Origin of the sequence: Oceanobacillus iheyensis HTE831, from assembly GCF_000011245.1 — a bacterium.
GTDB classification, from domain to species: Bacteria; Bacillota; Bacilli; order Bacillales; family Amphibacillaceae; genus Oceanobacillus; species Oceanobacillus iheyensis.
This window is the reverse complement of the sequence record NC_004193.1, coordinates 372,214-397,928: the sequence shown is the minus strand read 5'-3', so window position 1 is coordinate 397,928 and position 25,715 is coordinate 372,214. Positions and strand designations below refer to the sequence as shown.

Below are 25,715 nucleotides of genomic sequence, written 5' to 3'. Positions count from 1 at the left end.
CATCTGCTATCATACATCTGTTATTAAAACGAATGCTTGCAATATGTTATTAAATTATTATAAACGAAATGTTCTTCTTATTAATCTACCACAATATACGTAACATTTACTGGACCATGAACACCTACAATTAAGTTCATTTCTATATCGGCGCTATTACTAGGTCCTGTGACAAAACAAACACTTGACGGTGTCTGTATTCCATTCATATGATCATCATGAATTTGTTTGGCCGCTTGTGTCATTCGAGGTACGAGTGTTTCTTTTGGAATGATAGCGATATAACTTTTAGGCATTAAACTTATCGACCTACCATTATCTTTATCATTTTTTAATGTTACTGTTCCTGATTCTGCTAGTGTAATATCACTAAAGGAAATTCCGACATCTGCTTTCTCCGCAATAACTTGATTTTCTTTACCAATCGAAGCGTCCCAAATATGCATATCAAGTTCCTCTGCAAACTGATTATACGCTTGATCCATCCCATATTCCGCATTTCGTTTATCATTAGAAGCAATGATAGACTTCGCTTCATATCGTTCGATGGTTTGTCGTACAACATGAGGCAGCTCTTGTTTACTCGTGCGCACAAAATCTGTATGAATGACCTCACAATGTTTTTCTAATACATCAATTAATTCATCTTGCGAAGCTCCTTTTAGAACTTCATATTGTGGTTGCACACTATATTCCGGTCTTTCTACACCTTCTGTTTTCCGAGGACGGCCAAGGTTTGCAGCTAAATTACTTAAAAATTTATCTCGATTATGAATTGCCATTTTGCTTTTCTCCCTTCGCGCGTTCACTCCACCATGCACGGAAAGATTGTTTACCAGGAGCAGGGAAATCACGTACATCCGTCCAGCCTTTTAAAGGCCCTGGTCCATTTTCTACAAACTCATCTTTCGTCCATGGTTTTAATGCGGTTCTGGCCACCTTGGTACTTAACTTATAAGCTGCTGGGTTCGAAGCCCATTGCGCAAAACCTTTCATCATAATTTTCTCAGATACTGGAGATTTCTTCTCCTTCTCTACAATAATTTCTCGATGACGGATTAATTGTTCATGCAATGGAATCTTCACCGGACAAGCTTCTGTACAAGCTGCACAAAGAGAAGAAGCATACGGCAGTTCCTTATGATCGTCATATCCATCTAGAAGTGGTGTTAATACGGCACCGATAGGACCTGGATAAATAGAGTTATACGCGTGACCACCTACATGACGATACACCGGGCATACATTAATACAAGCAGCGCAACGAATACAATGTAGCGCAGATTGGAATTCTGTTCCTAATATCTTGGATCTGCCATTATCAACAATTACTAGATGGTAGTCATCCGGCCCATCTATCTCTTCTTCTAATCTAGCTCCGGTATAGGCTGTAATGTAGCTAGTTAGTTTTTGTCCAACTGCTGCACGTGTTAATAAACTAACTAGTACTTCCATGTCTTCCCACGTCGGTACTAATCGCTCCATACCCATCACTGTAATCTGTGTATCTGGTAATGAAGTAACCATTTCTGCATTTCCTTCATTGGTTACTAACGTTATTGCTCCTGATTCTGCAATCGCAAAGTTACAGCCGGTTATTCCTACATCAGCAGTTAGAAAATCTTGACGTAGTTGCTCACGGGCAAAGGCTGCCAGTTCTTCTGGTGAATCTGTTTTATCATATCCACGTTTATCTGCAAATGTTTCGCGAATTTGTTGACGGTTTTTATGCAAAGCAGGTGTAACAATATGTGATGGAGGATCCTCATCTAATTGTAGGATCCATTCCCCTAAATCCGATTCAACTACTTCTGCTCCTGATTTTTCTAGTGCTTCATTCAATCCGATTTCTTCGGTAACCATGGATTTTGTTTTGACAACTTTTTTCGCTTGTTTCTTTTTCACAACATTTTCGATATATTCATTGGCTTCTTCAGCAGTTTGTGCGAAAAATACGTTCCCTCCACGTTTTTCTACTTGTTCACTCAATTGGTGAAGATAATAATCGATGTTTTCTAACGTGTGGGTTCGAATCTCTGAACCTAGCTGACGCCAATCTTCCCAATTTCCTAATTCTTCTGCTTGAGAAAGACGCCCCTTACGAAATCTCCCTTGTGCCGAAGAAACGGCTTGACGCATAAAGTCGTTATCAATTCCCTTATCAATTCGCTCTTTATAGGAAATCTCACCAATTTTTACGCTCATGCTATTCCTCCTTCACGATGCGTATTTAGTATTTCTGTAATATGAACGACCTTTACATCTTTTCCTTCACGACGCATTCTTCCACCGATGTTCATTAAGCAGCCCATATCTCCACCTACTAGGTATTCAGCCTTTGTTTCGGACACATGCTGAGATTTCTCTTTTACCATTTCTCTTGATATTTCCGGATTTTTAATGGAGAAGGTTCCACCGAATCCACAGCAGTCCTCTTTTACAGGAAGTTCAACAAAATCAATGCCTTTTACGCTTTGTAGTAGTTTCTGTGGTGCGTCTTTTACACCTAATACCCTAGTCATATGACAGGAAGGATGGTACGTAACTCTTCCTTTGAAAGTTGAGCCTAAATCCGTTACTCCTAATACATCCACTAAAAACTGAGTAATTTCATAGCTTTTATTCGCAAGATCAATAGCAGGTTGTTCCCAGTCTGGATCACCCTTAAAGATATGAGGGTATTCTTTTAACATCCCTACACAAGATCCAGAAGGACCAACTACATACTCTGAATTTTTAAATGCCTTAATCATCTGTTTCATTGACTTCTTGGCTTCTTGTAGGTAACCACTGTTATAGGCAGGTTGGCCACAACATGTCTGTGCAGCTGGAAAATCAACTTCACAACCTACTCGTTCTAAAATTTCCACCGTATGTTTACCTACATCTGCAAATACAATATCACTCACACATGTAATGAATAACGATACTTTCATTTGGTTACACCTCTTCTAATTTGAACTATGACCGAGGCTAGAATTACATATCTAGATTTTTAAATAAGAGCATTTCTACTTTTTCTAAATGATCGTACATTGCGTCTCTCGCTTCATTTGGTTGTCTATTTTTAATTGCCTGATATATACGGTCATGCTCATCATATAGCGCATCCGCTCGGTCTTCTGAATATAATAATATTTGTCTTGTTTCTCGAATTGTCTCTGACATCAAATCAGACACACTGCCCATTAAATGAATTAATAAATCCATATGTGTCGCTTGGGCAATCGCTAAGTGAAATTCCGTATCCGCTTGTTCCGCTAATACATCATCCCCTTTAGCATTTTTCATTATGTTTAACGTTTTTTCCATCTTTTCTAGATCTGCCTGTTCATAGCTGGTTGCAGCATATCTTGCCGTACCGCCTTCAAGAATCTTACGGACTTGATATAATTCTTTTACATCATCTTGTTTCATCAGAAATGCTGTACTAACAGGTAGTGTAAATCTCTTCGGATTAAAGGTATTAATAAATGTACCTTCACCTTGTCTCATTTCTACTAATCCCATAGACCTTAAACCACTTAGTGCTTCACGAATAGCCGATCTCCCTACTCCGAAGTTTTGTGCCAATTGTTCTACAGAATCTAATTTATCTCCAGGCTGTATACGCCCTTGTTTAATCATATCTATTAAGGAATCTGCTACTTGTTCATATATTTTTTTGGATTTAATACGTTTGTACTCCATTCATTTCAACTCCTCATCACTTGAGACCATTTTAATGGAAACGAACCAGTTTGAAAAGCTGATGGCAAGGACTACGATAATCTACAAAAAGAAATGAGCAATAATAAATCCAACGATTCCAACAATTAAACCATAGAGAATGGCAGGAAGTAAGGTCTTTCGAATAATATCTCCTTCTTTACCACTCAACCCTACTACAGCACTTGCCGCAACAACATTATGCACACAAATCATATTCCCAGCTCCCGCTCCGATAACCTGAGCTGCAAGCACTGCATTTACATCTAATCCTATTTGATTCGCCACACTATATTGAATCGGAGAAAATGTAAGTGTAGACACTGTGGCACTTCCTGTAATGAATGAACCTAATTCTCCTAAAAATGGTGCGACAATTAACCAAATAAAACCTAATGAATTTGCTAAGGATTCTGCAATGTATTGTGGCATACTTGCTAATTCATTGAGATTAATTCCTGAATTCGTAAATACATGCACCATGGCTAGGGTAGCAATTAATGAAATGGATGTTGTCTTCATCGTTGATAATGACTCTTTTGATGCGTTTACGAAAGTATGGAACGATTTTTTATGTAAAAACACGGATAGAACCGCTGCCACTGCCAATATCGTACCTGGTGAGTACAGAAACTCCCACGTTGAAGAAACGCCTTCCACACCTAGTATATTCGTCCAAGATAAATCAATAGCTGATTGTGTAAATTCGGTTAGCCAAGGTATTATTCTTGTCATAAGTAATAAAACAACGACAACTACATACGGTGCCCAAGCTGCTATAATACCCATCTCTGATTTCTTTTCCTTGACGACAAATCCTTCTCTAACAGCCTCTCTCCACGTATCTTTTGGTAAAAGCCAACCTTTTTTTGCTGTAAGTGTAGCGATGACTAATGCTGTTAACGAAGCTAAAATAGCAACAAATTCTTGCCCAAATACAACTGCATAAAATAAAGCAGACCCTGTATAGGAAAGACCAATCAATAATGACCATGGAAGCATAGGTAAAGCTTGTTTGATACTTTTGTTTTTCCCAAAAAATATGGTGAGTAAGATAACCAATACAAATGGAATAAATGTTCCTGCAAAAAGATCGAGTGTCGTTACCATGATACCGATTTCATCATAGAACGTAGCATTTGCAATAGGAACATTACTTAATCCAACGGCAATCGGTGTACCTACAGCTCCAAAAGCAACGGAAGCACTATCAGCTACCACGGCAATTGTAGCTGCTGCCAATGGTCGAAAGCCTAAAGCCACTAATAAAGGTCCAGTAACCATCGCAGGAGTACCAAATCCTGCTGCCCCTTCAATTAAAGCTCCGAACAAAAAAGCAACAATAATCACTTGAACTCTCATGTCTGCTGAAATACTTTGAAAACCTTGATTAATTCGATCAACCGCTCCCGTATTACGTAGTGTATTTAACAATACGAGTGCCCCAAATAAAATCCATAAAATAGTTAATGTTTTATGCGTCCCCTGGAAAATGGATGATAGTATAACTTCTCCTTCCATCCCCCATACAGTAATTGCGAATAAAATCACAATTAACGCACTCCACGTCATTCCTTTTGTTGCCGGAAAACGTAATAACACTAAAAAAATAAACGGTGCAATAATCGCACTTAGTGCTATAAGTAAATACATCAAAACCCCTCTTTCTCCCCAATGAAGCGATTTCATAGATGTCAAAATAAATAAGGTCATCTGATGACCTTATTTATAGTTTACTCTGATATTTATAAGAATTCAAGATAGTTTTCTATTATTTTTTCTATGACTTTCTCTTATATTCTAAATCTAGATTTATCGTAAATTACTCGCGAATGCTCCTCAACCAGATCTGTAAACATTAAAGAAAGGGAGGTTGGGACAAAAGTATTCATGCAAAAGATAAATCCGAATGTTTAGCCTTGGAAACCAGCTTTAGAAATACAGCGCTTTTCCAACGGCGGCTGCTGAGCCTCCAGATGCTCCGCATTTCCGGGATCTCAACTAGGCCTTCCTCCCACGGTACAAGGAAGGCTTCGACAGCATTACATCGCACGCAGAAAATTGATCTTTATTTTCAAGGAGTCTCCGTATATTTCTTACGCTTATTCTAGCTTTCATTCGTCGTCTTTTGATCAGAATTTGTTGTTATGTCCCAGCTTCTCCCTTTTTTTCATTCATCCGAGAGGAGTCCAAAGTCAAAGTATCTTGCTGCATTATAGTAGGATATATCTTGAACGATTTCCCCTAAAGATTTTAGGTCATAAGGAACTTCACCGTTGTGAACCCACTCACCAATCAACGAACAAACTAAACGCCTAAAGTATTCATGTCTAGGATAAGATAAAAAGCTTCTTGAATCGGTTAACATGCCAATAAATTGGCTGAACACACCAATATCTGCTAACGTCTGCATTTGTTTAATCATTCCTGATTTTGTATCATTAAACCACCACGCTGTTCCAAATTGGAGCTTTCCAGGAACTCCACCACGTTGAAAACTTCCAATGATAGAGGCAATAACAGGATTATCGTTTGGATTAAGCGAATATAAAATCGTTTTTGGAAGTCTATCCTTTTTTTCAAGCTCATTTAATAGATTGACTAAAGGTTTAGAAATTACTTCGTCATTCATGGCATCGTATCCAGTATCTGGCCCAAGATTATTGTACATCCTAGAATTATTATTACGCAGTGCATTTATGTGATATTGCATTACCCATCCTTTATCTGCATATTGTTCCCCTAAAAATACTAGTGTGAAGCTTTTAAAATCACTTTCTTCTTTAGGAGAAAGTTTCTGACCATTCATGGCTTTTTCATAATAATTTCTGGCTTTTTCTTTGGTTGTTTCCGTAAACATCATCGTATTTAATGCATGATCAGCGACGCTGCATCCATTTTGGTGAAAATAGTCTACTCTAGACTTAAGCGCCCTTAAAAAACCGTCATAAGTCTTTGTAGAATGAGAAGTGACTTTTTCAAGCGAATCTACATAGTCAATAAATCCTTCTTGATTTATTTCTATTGCTTTATCTGGCCGAAAACCGGGCAGCACCTTAACCGAAAAATCATCATCTTCAACCAACATTTGATGAAAAGATAAATCATCAATTGGATCGTCCGTAGTACAAACGACTTGCACATTAGACTGATTAATTAATTCTCTAACCCCAAAATCATCTTGGGCTAAGCATTTATTTACCTTTTCCCAAATAGATGGTCCTGATTCTTTGTTTAAAATTTCATCTACACCAAAATATCTTTGTAGCTCAAGGTGAGTCCAATTATACAGAGGATTTCCAATTAGTTTAGGAACGGTTTCAGCCCAAGCCATAAATTTATCATAATCATTTGCATCACCTGTTATAAGTGATTCTTCTACACCGGCTGCTCGCATCGCTCTCCACTTGTAATGATCTCCATAAAGCCAAACCTCAGTAATGTTAGAATACCTTTTATTCATATAGATTTCTTTTGGGCTTAAATGACAATGATAGTCTATAATCGGCATATCTTTTGCATAATGATGAAATAACTCTTCTGCAGTATCGTTGCTCAGTAAAAAATTATCATCCATAAACTTTTTCACGAAAAAGCCTCCTTTATAGATCTAATGTATCTACATGTCTACCAATATGTTTAATAAGATAATCACGATAAACATCTTCATATTCACTAAGCGTAGAGTATATGTGATCCTTAAAGAGGGAACTGCCATTTTTACTTGCAGTTAAAACCAATCCGTATGTGATATGCAGTAATTGTCTCGCGTTATCATCATTAAGGTACTCAGAAAGCATGGAATCCTTTGTATCTTCCAGAGGAGTAATCGCTCCGAAATCTGGAGTAATATGATAATATTGCAAAGCCTCTTCTACGTTTTGTTCAGCATAAGCGTGTATCTTTCTATATAATGATGGATTCTTATTTGCGATTACTCTTAGCGCCTCTAGCCAAGAAGTACCGGCTGTTTTAACATGTAAAATCCTCTCTGTATGCTTTGAAATGATGGGGAACACCGAAAATTTATCACTTCCAGAATGAATACTTATTTTATAGCCAAAATGTTTTGCAATATCTACATGCTCACTCAATTCCTTTTCAAATTGACCAATATCCCCTATATAGTCAATTCCTTTTTGAAACTCACCACAAAATCGAGGAGCAAGGCTTGTCACTTCAACTTGAGCCTTTTTCAACTCATTAGCTACAAAAAAATGTGCCTCCGGAGAAGTAATTGCTTCTGTTTCATCTATTGATATTTCAAAGTCAAAATCTCTTTCTAAATGTCGGATATACGTGTTAAAAACATGTACCATGTAATCAATCGCTTTTTCATATATTAAAACGTTACGCTTAACATCAAGCTCATTAAAAACTATTTTTCTCTCTTTGATATTAAACTCCTGGTTACAATAGGTATGAAGATAATACTCTTTTACTTTTGCATCTAGTTTTTCAAATTCATCTTGCACTTGTTTTTCAGATGCTGACTCAACGTTTTTTTGAATATAATCCGAACAATCTAAAGTCAACATCGTCACACCAATTTCTAATGAACGTTTAATATCATCCTCCGTTTTGATGTGATCAGCATCAATACCAAACCCATCCCTATATCCTTCTTGAAATACAGCAAATGTTGCAGCATCAATCATATCTTCCATCGTACGTTTTGTTAACGTTAACTCACGAATACTTTGTTGCCCTAAAATCGGTTTTACATCCCTATCTCTAACAGCCTCGATATGACCTGGGGAAGCTATACCAAGTCGATCACCGAGCCCTATAGTTGCTGTGTTTTTTCCAAATGCACTCGGGACTGTATAATCAAAATATCGATTTAACACTAATCGATTATGGTGAGTTAACGGACATACCTTACCTTCACCACCGATTTCTTCCCCTTCTAATTCACTATAAAGTTCTCCCTCACCTGAAGCTAACAAGAATTTGTCAGCGCTTTCTTTAATCATCACAAGAAACGTTCCTTGGTATTGCGAAAATGATTGTTTATATATTTTTATATCCCCGGTTTCCTTTCCAATTTCGCCTGATTTTAAATTACTTAACAAAGTTTCGATTACAAACTACTCCCTTCTTTTTAACATAAAATAACAACGTTGTTATTTTATAGTAATATAAATATTTAGATTTAACAACCTTTTCTGATAATTTATTGATTACTTCCCGCCTTTATTAAATTTTGTAGTGAAATAAAATATCACCTGGACATTCTCCAAAGATCCTACCTATTATCATATTCATGTTTTAATAGGGACATTACATGAAGGGATTCATATGTGTTTCCTACTCTCAAACACTCTCGTAATGTTCCTTCTAACGTAAATCCTTCTTTTTTATAAATAGTAATTGCTCTTTTGTTATCCGTTTTTACATCTAACCACAATCGATGCGCTTTATAGGAATTAAACGCCCATATTTTAATTAAATTCAGCGCTTCTTTACCAATGCCTTTACCTTTTTCCTCTATAGCAATCCGAACAAGCTCTATACCTTTATTCGTATTGGTTAATCCTCTTAGAATAATAAATCCGACATTTCGATTTGTAACCTTTTCAACAATGATCAAATAATAGGAGTCTTCGTCTTGCAAAGTTTTACGATGCTGCTCCTCTGTCCAAGGAAGAATGTGAGGTTTATTCTCTTCACTATTTTCTACATTTATCATATACCCTATATCATTATTTGTTGCTTCTCTTATGTATATCTGATTCGACTGAAATGTCACTTCATCCCCACTCCATCCCTGTACTAGATTAGTATTATTTTATCTATATCATACTAGATTTTCAATTATTTATTACACTTTTTAGAATAATTAATAATTGATGTATGAACAAGCACGAATCTACCTCTATGTTAAATAATATCTTGTACATTGTTTCTATTTGTTATAAATTATTATGGTGTTTATTTTTGAATTATTTATTTTAATAGATTGAAAGAGGTATAATTATGGAACAAACATGGAAGGAACAGTGGTTTGGAAACATCAAAGGAGATATATTAGCTGGTGTCGTTGTCGCACTCGCTTTAATACCAGAAGCGATTGCTTTTTCTATTATTGCAGGTGTAGATCCAATGGTTGGTCTTTATGCATCTTTTTGTATTGCTGTGGTAATTTCATTTGTTGGTGGACGCCCTGGAATGATTTCTGCAGCAACTGGTGCAATGGCATTAGTAATGGTAACTTTAGTAGCTAATCACGGAATTGAATATTTGTTAGCAGCTACAATTTTAACGGGAGTTCTTCAAATCTTATTTGGCATTTTTAAATTAGCACGCTTTATGAAGTTTGTCCCTAGAACTGTCATGACAGGATTTGTTAATGCGTTAGCAATCCTTATTTTCACATCGCAATTACAGCATTTTGTAGGCGAAACTTGGATGATGTATGCTTTAGTAGCTTTAACTCTAGCAATAATCTACATCTTCCCTCGAATAACGAAAGCTGTGCCATCTACTTTAGTGGCAATTATTGTTGTTACAATTATGGTATTAACAATGAATATAGGTGTACGAAATGTTGGTGATATGGGAGAGTTAACACAGACTTTACCTATGTTTGCTCTACCTAATATTCCTCTTAACCTTGAAACTTTAATGATTATCTTTCCATATGCACTCGCTTTATCAATTGTCGGTATTTTAGAATCATTACTAACCGCCAATATTATCGATGATATGACAGATACGGAAAGTAATAAAAACAGAGAAACGCGAGGACAAGGAATTGCTAACATTGTAGCAGGTTGCTTCGGAGGTATGGCTGGATGTGCTATGATCGGACAATCCGTTATTAATGTCAAGTCTGGTGGAAGAGGACGACTCTCTGCATTCGTTGCTGGTTTGTTCTTAATGTTCCTTATTTTGATTTTAGGTGATATCGTTGTTCAAATTCCGATGGCAGCTTTAGCGGGAGTAATGATTATGGTATCAATAAGTACTTTTGATTGGAAATCAGTATTACACATTCACCGAATTCCTCGTACCGATGCTATAGTAATGATTGTTACTGTTGGTACAGTCGTATTAACTCATAACCTTGCTTATGGAGTTCTTGCAGGGGTGCTTTTCAGTATGATATTCTTTGCTGCAAAAAATTCAAAGGTAAAAGTAAGTACAACAGTAAGTTATGATACACGTTATTATAAAGTACAGGGACCGCTATTCTTTGCATCTGTTACCGATTTATTATCCCAAATTGATTTTCATGACCATAGAAGTAATGTAGAAATTGACCTAAGTAGATCGCATATATGGGATGATTCTGCAGTGGGAGCTCTAGACAAGATTAAAACAAAGTTTGAGGATAACGATATTACCGTGCGATTTAAAGGAATGAATAAAGAGAGTACGCAGCTTGTCCAGTCGATGGAAAAACTCTCGAATAATTCCATGCACTAGCATAGAAAAACGCATATCCTTTTAGTCGGATATGCGTTTTAGTTATAACATCTTCTCGTAGCGGCAGTGTTCGTGGTTAGTGCCTTTATAATCATAACCAAGGTTTTGATAAATAGAATTAAGCTTTTCATTATTCTCTACACAATCAAGACGAATTCTTTTCATTCCCTGTGTCTTCGTATACGTTTCCATCCAAGCTATGACATCACGACCTAGTCCTGTACCTAATCGAGCGTAATCAACGGATAGCCTATGTAAATAAAAGGCGTCGTCACTGGATTGTCCCCAAATATTTTTATCCCAAGGATTTTGAATTTCATATAGCGTAAAGGTTGCTATTAGCTCGTCACCTTCTTTAACTATAAATGTATTCTCATCCTCAATCGCCTGCTTAATTTCAGGATCTTCTCCGCCTTCGTTTAAAAACTCCCATTGTTTTAAGCGACTCTCCTGTAACCAAGAAGAAACGCCCTTTAACAAGCGAACAATGCCTTTCATATCATCCTTTTCTGCAATGTAAACGTGTTGATCTTTATTGATAGAACCTATATGTTTAGACATTTTTATTTCCTCCTTAATTCTAATAATATTCGACATGAATGAAGAAGATTCCTGCTATTTTTAACGAAGTATTTATAAATGATTATATATACTTAGGAATAGAATAAAAGCACAAGCGTACGTTTATCTAAAGCTCCAAAATTTTCTGATTTTCTAGACAACAAAAAAGCAGGGGCGCACCCCTACTTTTTTGCTTATACTATAGACAAGCCCATTTCCGTATCATTTACTGTTACTTGCTTCATATCCTCTTTTTCTGCAAATTGAACACTGTTAATGATTAATCCGTCATGGATTAGAGCATCGAATTCTGATAGAATCCGCTCTGCATTTTCATCGGAATTCACGTATATATCCACACGCTGTTCAACTGGAAGATCAAGTTCTTTACGATATGTTTGTACCGCACGGATAAACTCTCTTACGAATCCTTCTTCCTTTAACTTCTCTGTCAAGTTGGTATCCAATAGAAGAACAAAACGATTGCCTTCAAATAATTGATATCCTTCTTGTCCTTTTTTCTCTACGATAATGTCTTCTTTTTCAAGAGTGACCTCACTACCATCTTGAAGTTCAACATTAATCGTACCGTTCACTAAGAACGCTTCTTTTTCTTGTTCCGTAAAGTTTTCTACTTTTCCTTTTGCCTGACCAACTTGTTTACCTAGTTTTGGTCCAGCAACCGGGAAGTTAAGTTTCATCTCCGTATCCAAGAAATCAGCAGTGTCTTTCTTAAAGCTAACTTGTTTCACATTAATCTCTTCCTCGATAATGGAAGTATATGCCTGTAACCCAGATTGAAGTTGTTCATCATTTGGAACAACCACTAGCTCCGCAAGAGGTTGCTTTGTTTTAATGTTTACTTCATTACGGAGTGAACGTGCTCCTTCAATGACTTCAAGTACTCCTTGCATATCAGCTTCTAATTTCTCATCAATTGCAGCTTCATCTACTTTCGGGAAGTCCGATACATGAACACTATCCCCTTGCAGATTTGTATATATATCATCTGCGACAAATGGTATATATGGCGCCATTAACTGCGTAAGTTTTGATAGTACTTCGTGTAATGTAGTGAAAGCAGCTTTTTTATCTTCATTCATGCCACTGCTCCAAAAACGCTGTCTAGAACGACGTACATACCAGTTACTTAATTCATCTACAAACAATGCAATGGAACGAGCACCTTTAGTAATATCATATTGATCAAGACTTGTTGTTACTTCTTTAATTACCGAATTCAATCGGGATAGAATCCAACTGTCTAATGTCGTTTTAGCATCAGTTGCATGTTCTGCAACATTAAATTTATCAATGTCAGCATACATAGAGTAGAATGAATAGACATTTAATATCGTATCAATGACTTTTGATTTTGCCTGACTTACTGTCTTTTTCGAGAAACGCTTATTATTCCATGGTGAACTATCAGCAAGAAGTGCCCAACGAAGTGCATCTGCACCAAACTCTTCAATAAGTTCCACAGGACTTAAAGCATTCCCTTTACTTTTTGACATTTTTCGCCCATGCTCATCAAGAATATGCCCAAGAGATAATACTCGTTTGTATGGTGTTTTACCAGTAAACAGTGTAGATACCGCTAGGAGACTGTAGAACCAGCCGCGTGTCTGATCGACTCCTTCAATAACCACATCTGCTGGGAATTGTTTATTAAATAGTTCATCGTTTTCAAACGGGTGATGATATTGTGCGAATGGCATCGATCCACTGTCGAACCAAACATCAATTACTTCTTTTGTACGATGCATTTTACCGCCACATTCACAGTCGAATGTAATTTTATCAACATATGGTTTATGCAATTCAATATCTTCTGGTACGTCACTATCTGCAAAAGCACGTAGCTCTTGGATCGAGTGAGGCGATTTTTGTTTATCACAATCATCACATACCCATACGTTTAACGGTGTTCCCCAATAGCGATTACGTCCAATATTCCAATCGACCATATTATCAAGGAAGTTTCCGAAACGCCCATCACGCATATGATTCGGGAACCATTCTACGCTTTGATTATTTTCCTGCATTCTTTCTTTTACAGCTGTTGTTTTAATAAACCAACCTTCCATCGCATAGTAAAGCAATGGTGTATCACATCTCCAGCAATGAGGGTAGCTATGCTCATATTTTTGCTTTTCGTATAAAGTTCCGTCTTTTGCTAGCATTTTGATGATATCCACATCGCTATCCTTCACAAATTGTCCTGCAAGCGGAGCGATTACATCCTCATATCTTCCTTTAGAATCGACTACATTTACAAAGTCCATCCCTTTTGCCTGGATAGCGTTATAGTCATCTTCCCCATGTGCTGGGTTTAGATGGACAATACCGGTACCACTTGTATCGGTAACAAAGTCTGCACCGATCACGTAATGACCATTATCTAAAGAAATAAAGTCAAATGGAGCCTCATAATTAATTCCAACTAAATCTTCTCCCGATACTTCTTCTACCACTTCGTAAGCTTCACCTAAAACAGTGTTCGCTAATGATTTAGCAACAACATAGATTTCTTCACCTTGCTTCGCTTTTACATAGGTCATTTCTGGATTCACTGCTAGCGCAACATTTCCTGGTAATGTCCATGGAGTTGTTGTCCACCCAAGAATATATTCATTTTCTTTATTTTTAATTCGGAATTTTGCAGTTACCGATAAATCTGTCACATCTTTATAGCCTTGTGCCACCTCATGGGAACTTAACGATGTCTCGCAATTTGGGCAATATGGAACTACTCGATGTCCTTTATAAAGTAGATCTTCATCATGAATAGTTGCAAGGATATTCCAAACAGACTCAATATATGGGTTGTTTAATGTTTTGTATGGATCTTCCATATCTACCCAATATCCAAGCTTGTCCGTGAATTCCTTCCATTCATTTTCATAAACAAAGACGCTTTCTTTACATTTCTCAATAAATCTCTCTACTCCAAACTTCTCAATATCATCTTTCCCACGGATATTAAGCTGTTTTTCCACTTCTAATTCTACTGGTAAACCATGTGTGTCCCAGCCTGCTTTACGTAATACTTGATAACCAGACATTGTTTTATAACGAGCAACAAAGTCTTTAATCGTACGGCCTAATGCATGACCAGCATGTGGCATTCCATTTGCCGTTGGCGGCCCTTCATAAAATACATACGTTTGTTGACCTTCTCTGTTTTCAATGGAGCGTTGAAACGTTCGATTTTCTTTCCAATGCGCCCTCATGCTTCGTTCACGTTGTGCGTGATCCATTCCATTCACCTCTTCACTAAATTAAAAAAACTCGAATCCACCACGTAGAATCGAGTATTACCATTATTAGACAAAAATAAAAAACCATCGTAGCGGTTTTTTTCTAATTAGCACTACGTACCATCATACGCGTCCAAGATATCGGTTGGAGACCGTCAAAGTTTACCAGTTACCGTTCAACTTTGCTTCTCGGAGATGATTTTCATTAAGCTTCTCACCATTGACTTTCAGCTATTGTCAACTCTCTGTAGATAAGAGGTGCCTAATTACTCGTTCTCGTCATCGAATTCATCATTTTATATACCGTAAGAATATAGTATCGAATGCAACAAAGAAAGTCAATATAATGAACTAGGATACGTCTTGATATAGGTTGGCATGCCTTGGTTTTAATACTAGAAACGTATACATTATCGATAACATAAACATGGAGATAGATAAACCAACGATTGCACCTCGTAATGATACAATATCTGCCAATAACCCGATCGCTAGAACAATGAGTACTTGCAATATGCTTTGAATTAAATCAAAGATACTTGTTACTCTCCCCATTAATTCGACTGGGATGTTGTTTTGATAAAACGTCATCATTCCAGCATTTAAGAATACAAGAAAGAAACCTAAAATGATAAACCCAACCGTAATCGATATGAAAGACCAAGAAAATGCGTATAGAACATACCCAATTGATACAAATATTAACCCCACAGTGATCATCATTCGTAAGGATAACTTATTAGAAATAATTGATAGCAAAATTGCACCGGTAACGGACCCTATTCCTGTAATACTAATCAATAACGTATAGTCCACTTCCGACAATCCAACCACTTGTTGGGTAAAGACTACTTCTTGTGCATCCATCGCAAATGTACATAATAATACAATAATGAAGCCTAGATATATACCAGTTACATATCGGTTATGTTTCATAAAGGTCTGGACAACTGTAAAATCTTTCATCACTTGTTTGATTGTTAATTTCGGAATTTGATCTGCACGCTTGTGCTCATCAGGCAATGGCCATAAAAGCACAGCAGACAGCACAAAAAAGATCGCATTAAACCATAATGTAATATCAATAGAAGTCGCATAGATTAACGCTCCTCCGATAGACGGACCAATAATAAAGGCACCAGAAGATGCAAAAGCGCGAATAGAGTTAAACCTTTTTCTCATATCTTTCGGCACGACTATTGTAATAAATGTCATCGACGCCGGGTTAAAGAATGCCTTAGCAATACTTAATATCACTAAAACACTATATAACAAAAATAAATTATCCATAAATGGAATTATGAATATAAATACACCTCGTATAACATATGTAGCCATCATCACTTTTCGTTTACTTCGATAATCAATAAAACTTCCCGTCCAAAACTTTGCAAATATATTGGTCAAAGGTCCAATTAACCACAGTCCCGCCACTGCGGCTGCAGATCCAGTCATTTGAAATACGAGAATATTAATTGCGACTAAATAAATAAAATCACCGATATTCGCAATGCCTATAGAAGTAAGAAGGAAAGAAGGATTCTTCCATTTATGTAAAATCACATCATCACCTCAATCATTTCGATATAGTTATATATTCGCTACATTTCTTATAAATCCCTCTCCCTTCACAAAACGTTCTTTTTTATGCGTGAAGACAATAAAAATGCGCATGTAATATAGTAAGTGGTCACTATATTACATGCGCTCTCTCGTTATATATTTTCTTGTCTCAATGTTTCAATAATATTATCATCTTTAATTTTCGATATCGAATACAACATCGCTACACTAACAATGACAAATACAGCTAATATAGCAATTGAAATATTGATCCAAGGTAAAGAGAATGAATAGGAAAAAGTATTCTGTGATTGATTATATATGACATACATCACACCGATACTAAGCGGCAACCCGTATAATAGAGACTTCAAACCGTAAAAGACACTTTCAAACTGAATCATTTTACGAAAGGCTTTAGGTGTCATCCCTATCGATTTCATCGTTGCAAATTCTCTTCTACGTAAGGCTACACTAGTAGAAATGGTATTAAAGATATTCGCGACAGAAATCAATGTGATTAGCGTAATAAAACCATAAACAAATATCGAAAGAACCAGTGTCATTTGTCTATCTTGTTGTTCATAATAAAATTGATTCGCAATATGAAGTTCATTTGCCACTTCTAATCCTTCTATATGTTCCTGCGTACTTACTGGATCCTCTGTTTCAATATATAAAGTCATTGCATTTGGCTGATATTCTGTCTGTTCATCAATATTAGCCAGTGTATCTTCAGAAACCACAAAGAATAAGGTGTTCGGTGAGGGATAAAAATTCCCCATCGGAAAATGATCGGTTAAGCCCGCAATGTCTACTTGCGATACTCTTTCAAAAGAAACTTCTCCAGTATCTTCGACATTTTCCTGAGCTGCTATCGCCGAATCTCCAACCTCTGCATCAAGTATTTCTGTTTCTACATACTTACCCTGATTATCATCTGGATAGGATACTTGATTAATCAGTATACCTTCTCCTTCATCTATGTCACTGTAAGAGATTTCATTTTCTTGGGCATAATCTTGTAGAGCCTTATCATCCAATCCAATAAACTCAATGAAATATTGTACTCCTTGATCACTAATATAATCAGAAGCATTTTCCAGTGTCTTGATTGGCTCTCCTGCGATTTCCTCTTCTACAAACCCACTCATATGCATTGTTTGATACATTATTGCACCATTTACTTCTTGAAGTCCTTGGATATTATCCATTACTTGCTTTAATCCTTCCACTCCACCATAACCAGTAGCAGAAGAGGCTGCTATATCATAATTTAATTGATTTGATTGTAACTCAAATGATTTTGTCAGCGTGTTGGAAAAATACCCTACGGATAAAAATAAAACTATACTCACAATTAAAGATAGAACCGTAACGTTGTACCGTTTCTTATTTCGTTTAAGATTTTTTAAAGCTATTTCCGCTTCGTAGCCAAATATTTTTCGCACGAGCGGGTTTGCTTTTACTTTTTTCTTCGTTAGTTTTATATCTTTCGATTGACGAATAGCATCAATCGCAGTTACTTTTGAAGCACGAACTGCTGGAATATAAGCTGAGATCATAATTGTGATAAAAGAAATCACCACTGCAATCCCTATCGATTCAAACGATGCAACGAGTTGTAAATCCACATCAAACTGCGCTTGCGAAAGAATCTGATTAACAAAATATAGCGTAATACCAATTCCTAAAAGCCCTGCTCCTACACCCAAAGGAATACTAATTAAAGCTATAATGATTCCTTCAAAAAATACAGAATTCCGCTTTTGCCGTTTTGTTGCTCCAATACTAGATAACATTCCTAAGTAACGAGATCGCTCAGATACAGAAATGGCAAACGCGTTATAAATCAATGCAATCGAGCCAATCATGATAATAACAACGATAATCGTTATTAAGCCAAATATAGTCGCCAATGCTCCTTGGTTTGGAGATACTATATATGCTTCGAGAAGATTATAATTAAACTCAATTTGTTCTTGGTCTATGTTTTGCTTCTTGGCAAAGGATGGAATATCATCAAAAAGTGAAGTTGAGATATCATTACTTTTCACATAAACAGTTACATTTTCCTCTGTAGAAAGAATGTCTTCATCAATATAGGAAAGCATACTATAACCTGGTGCCCAAGAATAATCCCACAAAGGTTCTTCTATTGTACCGACAATCGTAAACGTATGTTCTTCGGTATTTCTTAATTCTTCGGCTAAACCATCTTCCGTTCTTTCTGCTGACACGGTTTGATTGAGAGGGCCTTCCCCTTCCATCTCATCTGATAAGGAATAGCGTTCTCCAACTTCTAATGTTATTGTATCGCCAATTTCTTTATCATAACCTGATTGTAATAATGTTTCCGATAGTACCACTTCGTCTGGATTTTCAGGGAGTCGCCCATCTTGCAATTTAACTTGAAACTGATCCATCCCTGCTTTATTTAATTGATGAACATACACATACGGTTTACTTCCCTCACCGTCTAGTGGTGAATACCCTAATTCGTTCATTAGACCAATAGACTCCGTTTTATCATGCTCTTTCACTGCTTGATATTGTTGTTCATTTAAATTGGTATAGCTATAATGCCATTCCCCTGTATTTTCAATCGTTTGACGCTGATTTAAATCTAAAAAAGACTGACCTAGAGTTGCAACAGCCGTGATCATAGCTACAGAGATAATTACCCCTAAAATAGTGACAAGTGTTCGTCGTTTATTTTCTTTCAAATGCCTTATCGTTACTTTATTGACGATATTCACGGACGGATCACCTCATCTTTAGCAATCCTTCCATCCTCAATTGAGATAACTCGATCTGCTTGTAGTGCAATTCGATCATCGTGTGTAATAACTACAAGCGTCTGGTTATACGTCCGATTAAACATTTTCAATAAATCCACGATTTCCTTACTATTTTCACTATCTAAATTTCCTGTTGGTTCGTCTGCTAAAATTATAGAAGGATTACTAATTATTGCTCTTCCTATCGAGACACGTTGTTGCTGCCCTCCTGATAATTGGTTAGGCAAATATTCAATACGTTTTTGTAATCCTAAAATATCTACAATCTCTTTAAAGTGTTTTTGATCCACTTTGTGAGAATCTAATAGTAACGGCAATGTAATATTCTCTTCAACCGTTAATATCGGTAGTAAATTATAAAATTGGTATATCAATCCAATTTGCCTTCTCCGAAAGATCGCCAATTGCGTTTCACTCAATTCATACATGTCCGTTCCGTCTACGAATACTTTACCTTCTGTAGGTCGATCTACGCCTCCCAGTAAATGAAGTAACGTAGATTTACCAGAACCGGATGGACCAATAATCGCTACAAATTCGCCCTTGTCCACAGAGAATGATATATCATCTAGTGCTTTTACTGCGGTATCACCTTTGCCGTACACTTTGGACAAGTTTTCTATTTTTAACATTTCCATGTAAAATTTCCTCCTTCTATTGCTTTATCTTTAGCATACTTGTCCAACATGACGGCTCAGTGACTTTTTCAGTGACAATATTGTCACCTTCTACTTTTTAAATAACTTGTTTATAGAATTTAAGTGTAAACGTTGTTCCCTTGCCTTCTTCACTTACGACTTCAATATCGCCTTGCTGATTCGTAACAATGCTATGTGCCATTGCTAATCCGATTCCTACGCTACCATCCGTGGCATTTCCGCCTTTATAAAATCGCTTAAAGATATAAGGAATGTCTTGCTTTGGGATCCCCTTCCCTGTATCTTGTACGATAATTTCTGTATAAAGCGCGTTCTCTTGAAAGTGTATGGTAATATGTTCACCCTCAGGCGTATGCTCAATCGCATTTTTCATAATATTAATCAACGCTTCTTTCGTCCAATTGGAATCTCCTAAGAAAGTCACTTCTCTATTACCAAACTTTTGGAAATCGATGTCTTTTAGTTCCATCGGTATTTCTAAAGGAGCAATGACTTCATCAATTAAATCAGATACAAAAATTCGTTCCATGGCAAACGGAATAGTACCTGCATCCATTTTTGATAGCTTTAACAAAGAAGATACCAACCAGTCCATACGTTCCAGTTGTTTACGGATATTATGCGTGAACTCCAACCGCTTTTCATCATCCATCGTCTCATCACTAAGTAAATCTGCCATAACTGTCATGGATGTGAGAGGAGTTTTTAGCTGATGCGAGATATCAGAGATAGCATCTGTTAATTTTTGTTTATCTTTTTTTAGATCTTCCCCTTGCTCAGAAAGCATTAAAGTCATTTTATAGATATCATTTTTTAATATGCTCAGCTCCCCTTCACGATTATCCCGTACATCAAGTGAAGTATTTCCAGCTGATATTTGCCTTAAATAATGAGAGAGTTTTTCCATTTGTTTGTAGCGCCAGTGTGTCATCCATAGAAAAACAATAATAATTAGAGAAGTCGATACAAAAACAATTCCAGCAGCAACAGACGAAATAAATGCTATCGAAACCGTACTAATTATGAGAATGGTAATTGCAAAAAATAAATATCTCCGAACCTCATTGTTTCTTATCATGTGTATCTACCATCCTATATCCCATCCCACGAACAGTCTCAATTACTGTTGGATGTTGTGCATCCTCTTCAATCTTTTTCCTTAGCCGCTTTATATATACAGTTAATGTATTATCGTTCACAAAGTCACCAGCTATATCCCATATTAACTGAAGCAATTGTTTTCTAGATAAAACTTGTCCGCGATGGTTCACAAAAATCATTAATAAACGATATTCCAAGGCTGTTAATAGTATTTCTTCTGTCTCTTTATAAACTTTCCCCTCGAGAGTATGAATGTTAATCGATCCGATAGAAATAACGCTGGATAATTGCTCTTTATTTGGTTTGCTTTTTTCATAGCGCCTGAGAACTGTTTTTATTCGAGAGATTAATTCGCGAATTCGAAAGGGCTTCGTTATGTAATCATCTGCACCCATATCAAGCCCCATCACAACATTAACCTCATCATCTACGACCGTAAGAAAAATTACCGGAATATCCGCTTTTCGCTTCACCATTTCACAAAGCTCATACCCACTGCCATCCGGTAATGACAAATCGAACAAACAAAGAGATATATCATCTAAATCATTATTTATCTTCCTCTGCGCTTCTTGAACTTTATGACAAACTACCACATCATAACCCTCTTGTTTTAACGAGTACTCTAATCCTGTCGCAATCGTCTTATCGTCTTCCACAATTAATATATTCATATTACACTCATCCACCTTTGAGGTTTCTAACATTTCTTTTATTCTACATTTTTTCATGTTAATTATCATCCTCAATACAATCGCTAACTTCAATGAGTGACTATTTTCACTAGCCTTCTGGATTTCGGGCCCTATGAGTTACCTTTTCTTCTTCAGATCCTTGATTCCGGGCACTCATCGGCCTTATGAGTTACCTTTTTTTCTGCTGCTCCTGGATTTCGGGCACTCATCGATCCTATGAGTTACCTTTTCTTCTGCTGCTCCTGGATTTTGGGCACTCATCGGCCTTATGAGGATTTCAGGCGCTCACCTTACCAAGAATAAAAACTAAAAAAACTTACCTCCTAAGAGATAAGTTTTTCGCAATGTAGCGCTCATTAAAAATCATATTTGTCATCTTTTTCTTCTCGAATTTTTTGAAAAGCATGTGTCACATCTATCGTATCTTCCACTAATCGTTCAATACGAAATTGCACATCGACATTAGTGATTTCTTTTTGATAAAAATCTTTTTCCTCAATAAATACATAGGTTTGCACAATTGTAGCTTTCATGTAACCAAGAATTGGTTTCAAATGTTGCTCTACCGTTAAAAAGTGCTTGGTCGAACCTGCTGTTACAATGATACTTACAACTTTATCCTGGAAAGCTTGTACAGGTAAAAGATCAAAGATATTTTTCAGTGCACCTGGTATTGATGCTTGAAATATGGGGGTACCGATGATAATTACGTCTGCCCCCATAAGCTCTTTCGCAACATATCCTGTATCACCTGTATAGTCCAAATAGTTTCTTCCATCACTAATTTGCACATCATAATCCGCTAAGTCAATGAGTGAAATATCTTCATCTGGGTATTTTTCTTTAAACTTATCTATCGTATAATTCATTACCGTTCTCGTTTTTGATCCAACTACCGATCCTGATAATCCTACTATCTTCACGACACATCCTCCTATTTCTTCGCTGTATATTTTCGTACTTGAGGTAGTATCTCATTACCAATGTATTCAATATTTCGCTCTAGGTTTTCAAATGGTACCCCGCCAAAGTCCATCTGGCCAATATATCGTTGATGACCAAACATTTCATGTTGATAAAGAATTTTCTCGACAATTTCTTGAGGGCTACCGATATTCATGACATCTCTTGGGTCTGCTCCTTGTGCAAAGTGTTGCTTCGGAAACCCTCTTCCGTTTGAAAGTTTCATTCCTTCGTTAATATACGGATACATCTCACGTTGAGCTTGTTGTGTTGTTTCCGCAGCATAAAAGAATCCTGCTGTAGCAATTGGAAGTTGGGCAGGATCATGCCCCCCACTACGTGCAGCTTCACGGTACGCATCTATGGATGTCTTAAAGCTTTGTGCTGGTCCCCCCAGCATCGCTAAGAACATTGGGACACCAGCATAGCCTGCTTTGATGGCACTTGCGGGAGGTCCACCTACTGCGCGCCATATAGGCATACTTCCTTCTTTCGGACGAGGTAACACTCTAGCGTCTTTTAAAGGGGCACGAAATTCTCCTTGCCAATTGACAACTTCATTTTCGTTAAGCTGTAATAATAAATCCAGCTTCTCCTCATATAATTCTTCATAGTCACGTAAATCATAACCTAACAACTCAAAAACTCCCACTCTAGAAGCCCGTCCTGCAATAATCTCTGCACGTCCACCAGAAATAAGATCGATCGTTGCAAAATCTTCATAAACTCTAACGGGATCTAATGTACTAATAATTGTGGAAGAACTTGCGATTTTTATTTTCTCTGTCGCCTGTGCGATGGCACCCAGTACAACCGAGTGTGCTTGCGTAGCAAAATAATCTTGATGACTCTCACCGACACTAAAAAAATCAATTCCAGCTTGTTCTGCAAGTTGAGCAAGACGGATAATCTCTTTTAATCGCTGTTCTGCAGAAATGCGCTTATTTGTATTTGGATCTGTCATGTGATCCCCTAATGTATATAAACCAAATTCTAATCCCTGGTTTGGGTTGATACGATATTTCTCCATTACAAACACCTCTAATGTTTTAATTGCCTCTATTCGACATTTTCTATTAATGCTATTATGAATGATATAGTGTTATTTTAGAAGTACGCACCTAGAAGAAACATAGTTTCCTTAAAGATACTATTGTTCATATGAAAGGGATGAGCAGATGAACATTGATGCGAATCATTGTAGTGTAGAGGATGCCTTAGGTATACTGGTTGGAAAATGGAAGCCAATTATTCTATTACATTTAATGGAAAAAGGAACCGTTCGTTTTAGTGATCTTAAACGTAGTATTCCAGGAATCACACAAAAAATGCTTACAAAACAACTACGAGAGTTAGAAAATGAGGAGATCATTAATCGCGTCGTCTATCCTGAAGTTCCTCCCCGTGTTGAATATTCGATAAGCGAATATGGAAGAACCTTAGAAGATTTGCTTCATGCAATGCATGAATGGGGACAAGCACACACTATTCGTAAACAGCAGAAACTTCAAGAAGATACAACAAAATAAACCTCCAATCCATGCGTTCTTCTCATAGATACGGAGGTTCTTTGTTATTTCGTTAACACCATTGATTGAAAACTTAGCTCTTGCTCTCCACCAATTATATCTTTAGGAATTATATTGATATACTCTACGTTAAAAACCTTTTCTACAACAGCTTGAATCTGTTCATCGAGGTAGAAAGAAAAGAATCTTTTTGGATTGTATGTATCCTTTTCCCAAACTCCTTGAGAGTTCTTACCCCCATATACACCCATAACAAAAGCGCAGGTGCCTGTTTAGAAACGTAGCGAGTGGAACGAATCAACTGAGATAAAGGAATCACGGTGAGGTGACGAATCGATGATGACTTATTGTAGGGCGATTTCGTGAAGTCGCCTAGTTTCTGGGCACGGGAGCTGGACGTAGCCATTTCTATCTACGAACTATTTGAATTCCAAATTTTTATACTCTCTTAACATGTAAAATATCCCATTAGGCTTTAGTACTCGCTTTATTTCATGTAAAGCGCGTGGTAATTCTTCCTTCGTGATATGTAGTAAACAGTTTAATGACCAAATCGCATCAAAGGTGTTGTCCGGAAACTCCAAATCGAAGACACTCATTTCTTTCGCATTTAGCCCCTTTTCCTTACAAAGCTTTACCATCTCTGTCGACAAATCTACGCTAGTTACCTCTAATCCCAATTCTTGAAAATAAAGACTATCCTGACCTGTTCCAGCACCTACTTCTAGTAAGTTCTTACTTTCTCTTTTCAGTATAAAACGTTCAAATACATCTCTTTCTCCCTTTTTCCATTCACTCATTCGAAGCTTATCTCTTTCACCAGCCATTTTATTATAGGATGCGATCAGATTCTTTTCGATTATCTTCAATAAGTTCACTCTCCTTCTCACTTTCCACTAGATCCACAAGCACTCCACCAATTTCAAACTCACCATATACTTCATCTACGTACAACATTCTACTATCCCCCTGGTTGAACTTATTCTAGTAGTCCTACTAAAAACTTGCGGTCTTCCGGAAATGTTAAATTTAAATCACGAAACTCTTGTAAATTAATCCACCTAATATCATAGATTAATCCATCCGGATCTTGTATATGCATACTCCCGCCAACAATTTTAACGCTATAATATTTCACTTCAACTGGTATTTCGTTTTCCATACTGACTTTCGTTCTAATCGGCTCAGAACAAATTAGTTCCCCTACATATCCCGTTTCTTCATTTAGCTCACGTATACAGCATTCCTCTAACGTTTCTCCACCTTCGACACCGCCAGAAGGAATCGACCACGTTTTAATTTCTTCTTTCTTCCCTTGCAGAACCATTAAAACTTCACTCTGATTATTTATACAAACTGCCGCTGAACCTATCCATTTGTTCAATTTTATCCACTCCAAAATCTACTACTCTAGGAGTATTTATTGGTCACTCACCCAAAA

The 25,715-nt window shown here is 36.9% G+C and carries 23 protein-coding genes and 1 other annotated feature; of the genes, 2 read left to right on the top strand and 21 right to left on the bottom strand.

All coding sequences use genetic code 11. The features are described from left to right. Positions 1-80 precede the first annotated feature (80 nt). The 8 genes from OB_RS02085 to OB_RS02050 form a co-directional block, all read right to left on the bottom strand. Positions 81-782, bottom strand: coding sequence for a LutC/YkgG family protein (locus tag OB_RS02085; protein ID WP_011064777.1), 702 nt, complete (start codon positions 780-782; stop codon positions 81-83). Beyond that, on the bottom strand, positions 769-2,205 hold the full coding sequence (locus OB_RS02080; RefSeq protein ID WP_011064776.1) for a LutB/LldF family L-lactate oxidation iron-sulfur protein: 1,437 nt from the start codon (positions 2,203-2,205) through the stop codon (positions 769-771). The genes OB_RS02085 and OB_RS02080 overlap by 14 nt, the downstream gene beginning before the upstream one ends. Further along, positions 2,202-2,936 carry a (Fe-S)-binding protein gene (locus tag OB_RS02075; protein ID WP_011064775.1) on the bottom strand — a complete coding sequence of 245 codons (735 nt, stop codon included), beginning with the start codon at positions 2,934-2,936 and terminating at the stop codon, positions 2,202-2,204. Before OB_RS02075 ends, OB_RS02080 begins: the two co-directional genes overlap by 4 nt. Positions 2,937-2,979: 43 nt before the next feature. Next, positions 2,980-3,690 carry a FadR/GntR family transcriptional regulator gene (locus OB_RS02070; RefSeq protein ID WP_011064774.1) on the bottom strand — a complete coding sequence of 237 codons (711 nt, stop codon included), beginning with the start codon at positions 3,688-3,690 and terminating at the stop codon, positions 2,980-2,982. A gap of 81 nt (positions 3,691-3,771) precedes the next feature. After that, the gene (locus OB_RS02065) at positions 3,772-5,361 is read right to left on the bottom strand and encodes an L-lactate permease (protein ID WP_011064773.1); all 1,590 of its coding nucleotides are present in this window, start codon (positions 5,359-5,361) and stop codon (positions 3,772-3,774) included. 517 nt (positions 5,362-5,878) lie between these two features. After that, entirely contained in the window at positions 5,879-7,297 is a 1,419-nt protein-coding gene (gene uxaC, locus OB_RS02060; RefSeq protein WP_011064772.1) for a glucuronate isomerase, read from the bottom strand. Between the two features lie 13 nt (positions 7,298-7,310). Then, the gene (locus tag OB_RS02055; RefSeq protein ID WP_011064771.1) at positions 7,311-8,783 is read right to left on the bottom strand and encodes a tagaturonate epimerase family protein; all 1,473 of its coding nucleotides are present in this window, start codon (positions 8,781-8,783) and stop codon (positions 7,311-7,313) included. A 173-nt stretch (positions 8,784-8,956) separates the two neighbouring features. Next, positions 8,957-9,460 carry a GNAT family N-acetyltransferase gene (locus OB_RS02050; RefSeq protein WP_011064770.1) on the bottom strand — a complete coding sequence of 168 codons (504 nt, stop codon included), beginning with the start codon at positions 9,458-9,460 and terminating at the stop codon, positions 8,957-8,959. A gap of 227 nt (positions 9,461-9,687) precedes the next feature. Between OB_RS02050 and OB_RS02045 the strand changes: the two genes are divergently transcribed. After that, positions 9,688-11,139 carry a SulP family inorganic anion transporter gene (locus OB_RS02045; RefSeq protein WP_011064769.1) on the top strand — a complete coding sequence of 484 codons (1,452 nt, stop codon included), beginning with the start codon at positions 9,688-9,690 and terminating at the stop codon, positions 11,137-11,139. Positions 11,140-11,181: 42 nt separating this feature from the next. On the opposite strand, the gene OB_RS02040 is transcribed toward OB_RS02045, so the two are convergent. The 9 genes from OB_RS02040 to OB_RS02000 form a co-directional block, all read right to left on the bottom strand. Beyond that, positions 11,182-11,700, bottom strand: a complete 519-nt coding sequence (locus OB_RS02040) for a GNAT family N-acetyltransferase (RefSeq protein WP_011064768.1) — start codon at positions 11,698-11,700, stop codon at positions 11,182-11,184. A 194-nt stretch (positions 11,701-11,894) separates the two neighbouring features. Next, on the bottom strand, positions 11,895-14,963 hold the full coding sequence (ileS, locus tag OB_RS02035; protein WP_011064767.1) for an isoleucine--tRNA ligase: 3,069 nt from the start codon (positions 14,961-14,963) through the stop codon (positions 11,895-11,897). Between the two features lie 78 nt (positions 14,964-15,041). After that, positions 15,042-15,255: a binding site (T-box leader), on the bottom strand. Between the two features lie 59 nt (positions 15,256-15,314). Further along, positions 15,315-16,526 (bottom strand): MFS transporter, encoded by a 1,212-nt coding sequence (locus OB_RS02030; RefSeq protein WP_011064765.1) that lies wholly within the window; start codon positions 16,524-16,526, stop codon positions 15,315-15,317. 152 nt (positions 16,527-16,678) lie between these two features. Continuing rightward, the gene (locus tag OB_RS02025; protein WP_011064764.1) at positions 16,679-19,285 is read right to left on the bottom strand and encodes an ABC transporter permease; all 2,607 of its coding nucleotides are present in this window, start codon (positions 19,283-19,285) and stop codon (positions 16,679-16,681) included. Next, a complete protein-coding gene (locus OB_RS02020; protein WP_011064763.1) occupies positions 19,282-19,965 on the bottom strand; it encodes an ABC transporter ATP-binding protein in 684 nt (227 codons plus the stop codon). The genes OB_RS02025 and OB_RS02020 overlap by 4 nt, the downstream gene beginning before the upstream one ends. A gap of 97 nt (positions 19,966-20,062) precedes the next feature. Next, a complete protein-coding gene (locus OB_RS02015; RefSeq protein WP_011064762.1) occupies positions 20,063-21,064 on the bottom strand; it encodes a sensor histidine kinase in 1,002 nt (333 codons plus the stop codon). Next, positions 21,048-21,761 carry a response regulator transcription factor gene (locus tag OB_RS02010; RefSeq protein WP_041544429.1) on the bottom strand — a complete coding sequence of 238 codons (714 nt, stop codon included), beginning with the start codon at positions 21,759-21,761 and terminating at the stop codon, positions 21,048-21,050. The genes OB_RS02015 and OB_RS02010 overlap by 17 nt, the downstream gene beginning before the upstream one ends. Positions 21,762-22,138: 377 nt before the next feature. Next, positions 22,139-22,705, bottom strand: a complete 567-nt coding sequence (locus tag OB_RS02005) for an NADPH-dependent FMN reductase (RefSeq protein ID WP_011064760.1) — start codon at positions 22,703-22,705, stop codon at positions 22,139-22,141. Between the two features lie 11 nt (positions 22,706-22,716). Continuing rightward, on the bottom strand, positions 22,717-23,775 hold the full coding sequence (locus OB_RS02000; RefSeq protein WP_011064759.1) for an LLM class flavin-dependent oxidoreductase: 1,059 nt from the start codon (positions 23,773-23,775) through the stop codon (positions 22,717-22,719). A gap of 148 nt (positions 23,776-23,923) precedes the next feature. Here OB_RS02000 and OB_RS01995 point away from each other — a divergent pair, with 148 nt between their 5' ends. After that, positions 23,924-24,274: a winged helix-turn-helix transcriptional regulator gene (locus OB_RS01995; protein ID WP_011064758.1), complete on the top strand. Its 351-nt coding sequence runs from the start codon at positions 23,924-23,926 to the stop codon at positions 24,272-24,274. A gap of 44 nt (positions 24,275-24,318) precedes the next feature. On the opposite strand, the gene OB_RS01990 is transcribed toward OB_RS01995, so the two are convergent. The 4 genes from OB_RS01990 to OB_RS01980 form a co-directional block, all read right to left on the bottom strand. Then, complete coding sequence (locus tag OB_RS01990) at positions 24,319-24,525, bottom strand: hypothetical protein (RefSeq protein WP_011064757.1); 207 nt, start codon at positions 24,523-24,525, stop codon at positions 24,319-24,321. A 168-nt stretch (positions 24,526-24,693) separates the two neighbouring features. Next, entirely contained in the window at positions 24,694-25,143 is a 450-nt protein-coding gene (locus OB_RS01985) for a class I SAM-dependent methyltransferase (protein ID WP_011064756.1), read from the bottom strand. Further along, positions 25,106-25,231, bottom strand: coding sequence for a hypothetical protein (locus OB_RS18735; RefSeq protein WP_011064755.1), 126 nt, complete (start codon positions 25,229-25,231; stop codon positions 25,106-25,108). Before OB_RS18735 ends, OB_RS01985 begins: the two co-directional genes overlap by 38 nt. Positions 25,232-25,253: 22 nt before the next feature. Next, positions 25,254-25,658 carry an NUDIX hydrolase gene (locus OB_RS01980; RefSeq protein ID WP_011064754.1) on the bottom strand — a complete coding sequence of 135 codons (405 nt, stop codon included), beginning with the start codon at positions 25,656-25,658 and terminating at the stop codon, positions 25,254-25,256. Positions 25,659-25,715: the final 57 nt, after the last annotated feature.

What these genes read in the sequence shown, in the direction of transcription:
- OB_RS02085 (WP_011064777.1), bottom strand. Translation starts at nt 782, where the DNA reads ATGGCAATTCATAATCGAGATAAATTTTTAAGTAATTTAGCTGCAAAC.
- OB_RS02080 (WP_011064776.1), bottom strand. Translation starts at nt 2,205, where the DNA reads ATGAGCGTAAAAATTGGTGAGATTTCCTATAAAGAGCGAATTGATAAG.
- OB_RS02075 (WP_011064775.1), bottom strand. Translation starts at nt 2,936, where the DNA reads ATGAAAGTATCGTTATTCATTACATGTGTGAGTGATATTGTATTTGCA.
- OB_RS02070 (WP_011064774.1), bottom strand. Translation starts at nt 3,690, where the DNA reads ATGGAGTACAAACGTATTAAATCCAAAAAAATATATGAACAAGTAGCA.
- OB_RS02065 (WP_011064773.1), bottom strand. Translation starts at nt 5,361, where the DNA reads ATGTATTTACTTATAGCACTAAGTGCGATTATTGCACCGTTTATTTTT.
- OB_RS02045 (WP_011064769.1), top strand. Translation starts at nt 9,688, where the DNA reads ATGGAACAAACATGGAAGGAACAGTGGTTTGGAAACATCAAAGGAGAT.
- OB_RS02040 (WP_011064768.1), bottom strand. Translation starts at nt 11,700, where the DNA reads ATGTCTAAACATATAGGTTCTATCAATAAAGATCAACACGTTTACATT.
- ileS (WP_011064767.1), bottom strand. Translation starts at nt 14,963, where the DNA reads ATGGATCACGCACAACGTGAACGAAGCATGAGGGCGCATTGGAAAGAA.
- OB_RS02020 (WP_011064763.1), bottom strand. Translation starts at nt 19,965, where the DNA reads ATGGAAATGTTAAAAATAGAAAACTTGTCCAAAGTGTACGGCAAAGGT.
- OB_RS02015 (WP_011064762.1), bottom strand. Translation starts at nt 21,064, where the DNA reads ATGATAAGAAACAATGAGGTTCGGAGATATTTATTTTTTGCAATTACC.
- OB_RS02010 (WP_041544429.1), bottom strand. Translation starts at nt 21,761, where the DNA reads ATGAATATATTAATTGTGGAAGACGATAAGACGATTGCGACAGGATTA.
- OB_RS02000 (WP_011064759.1), bottom strand. Translation starts at nt 23,775, where the DNA reads ATGGAGAAATATCGTATCAACCCAAACCAGGGATTAGAATTTGGTTTA.
- OB_RS01995 (WP_011064758.1), top strand. Translation starts at nt 23,924, where the DNA reads ATGAACATTGATGCGAATCATTGTAGTGTAGAGGATGCCTTAGGTATA.
- OB_RS01990 (WP_011064757.1), bottom strand. Translation starts at nt 24,525, where the DNA reads ATGGGTGTATATGGGGGTAAGAACTCTCAAGGAGTTTGGGAAAAGGAT.
- OB_RS18735 (WP_011064755.1), bottom strand. Translation starts at nt 25,231, where the DNA reads ATGTTGTACGTAGATGAAGTATATGGTGAGTTTGAAATTGGTGGAGTG.